Source organism: Streptomyces sp. NPDC060198 (assembly GCF_042728415.1).
GTDB lineage: Bacteria > Actinomycetota > Actinomycetes > Streptomycetales > Streptomycetaceae > Streptomyces.
In genome coordinates this window covers 1-1,771 of sequence record NZ_JBHWZJ010000654.1, presented here as the reverse complement: position 1 = coordinate 1,771, position 1,771 = coordinate 1, and the positions used below count along the sequence as shown (strand labels likewise).

Below are 1,771 nucleotides of genomic sequence, written 5' to 3'. Positions count from 1 at the left end.
AGGCGAACCTCGCGGCGGACGGCGCCGAGAAGGCGGCCGACTCCGCCGACCAGGCGGCGATCGCGGCGGACGCCGCGGGCGATGCGGCGGCTTCGGCGATCAGCGCAGGCGCCCACGCGAACGCGGCCGCCGACGCGGCCGTCGAGGCGAGCGGCTATGCGAACCAGTCCAGCGCGGCTGCCGCCCAGGCGCGCGCCGCGGCGGCAGCCACCCGGCGGCACGCGGCCGAGGCCAACCGCGCCGCGGCGGCGGCGGAGTCGCTGGCCCGCAAGGCTGCGAGCGCGGCACGGGACGCGCGGGACGCGGCCGGGTCCGCCGCGACGCACGCGCGCAACGCGGCGAAGGCGGCCCAGGACGCGGCCGAGCACGCGGGCGACGCGGCCACGGCGGCGGCGAAGTCCACGGCGCACGCCAACGCGGCGACCGACGCGGCGAACGCGGCGACGGCAGCGGTGCTGCAGGCACAGAAGGTGTACACCCTGGCGCGCGAGGTGGAGGCCGAGGAACTGCTCAGCCGTACCAACGAGGGCATCGAGCAGGCCCGCGACCAGCAGGCGGCGACCGACGCGGCGACGGCGGGGCAGAAGGATCTCGAGCAGGCGGCCCAGGACCGGGACGCCGAGCGGGACGCACTGGCCACCGCCGCCGCCGAGCCGGACGCCGACCTCGCGGCCATCGCCGTGCAGGGTCGTGACCTGGCGGTGCGGGAGATGACGCAGGGCGAAGCGTGGAGCCGCGCGGCGGCCGAGGCGGCGCTGGCCGGAACCGACGAGGTGGTCCTCGGCTACCTCACCGACGGCTGGCAGGACGCCGAGCGTCAGCAGCAGCGTTCCTACGTGGAACGGCTGGCCGAGGAGAGTGCCGACCCCGACATGCGGACGGCCGCCGAAGCGGCCCTCGACGGTGACGCCGCCGACATCGCGGAGTTCGTGGCGAACGGTCAGTACGCGATCGCCACGGAGCCGATGAGGGTCGAGATCGCCCGGGTGATCGACGCGGCAGGGCCCGTGCTCGCGGAGGCCGGCCGGGCCGCCCTCGCCACGGGAGACGCCAAGAAGTACAGCGCCTTCCTGACGGTGGCGCAGTACACGACGAGGACCGAGGACGAGCGGGTGCGCGCCGCCCAGCTGGTCGACTCGGGAGGCCCCGAGGTCCGCTCGGCGGCGCGGATCGCCCTGGAGGGACCGCCGCAGGCCCTGCACAACTTCGTCGTGTCCGGCCAGTACACGGCCCAGCGCAAGGACGAACTCACCGCCACCCACGTCGCGCAGGTCCAGAAACTGATCGCGGACGCGGCGAAGATCGCGGCCACGGCCCAGCAGAACGCCGCGACGGCACAGAAGACGGCGGCCCTGGCCCGCAACGCCGCCGCCGAAGCCCAGCAGTGGGCGGACAAAGCGAAGGACTCCGCCACCGAGGCGCAGACCCAGGCCGACAAGGCGCGGGCGTACGCCGAGGACGCCGAGGCGTCCGCCACGGCAGCGGCCAAGTCCGCGGCCACCGCGCGGGCGGCGGCCGACCGGGCCGACGCCGCGGCCGAGGACGCCGCTCGTTCCGCCACCGACGCCACCCTCTCCTCCGAGGCCGCCCAGGCTTCGGCGTCCACCGCTTGGTACTACTACGACGAGGCCAAGCAGTCGGCGACCGCGGCGGGCGAGTCGGCCGCCGCGGCGCTGGAGGCCGCCAACGAGGCGTTGGGCCCCCCCGGGGGGGAGTTAAGGGGGGGAGGCGCGGGCGCGCCCCACGCCCCCCGGGGCGGGGAGGTACCGAA

Annotated in this window: 1 protein-coding gene; it reads left to right on the top strand. The window is 76.6% G+C overall.

Features of this window, described 5'->3' with window-relative positions; all coding sequences use genetic code 11:
• Positions 1-1,771: ALF repeat-containing protein (locus ACFWEP_RS34490; RefSeq protein ID WP_387376227.1), on the top strand; the 1,771-nt coding region annotated here is incomplete at both ends.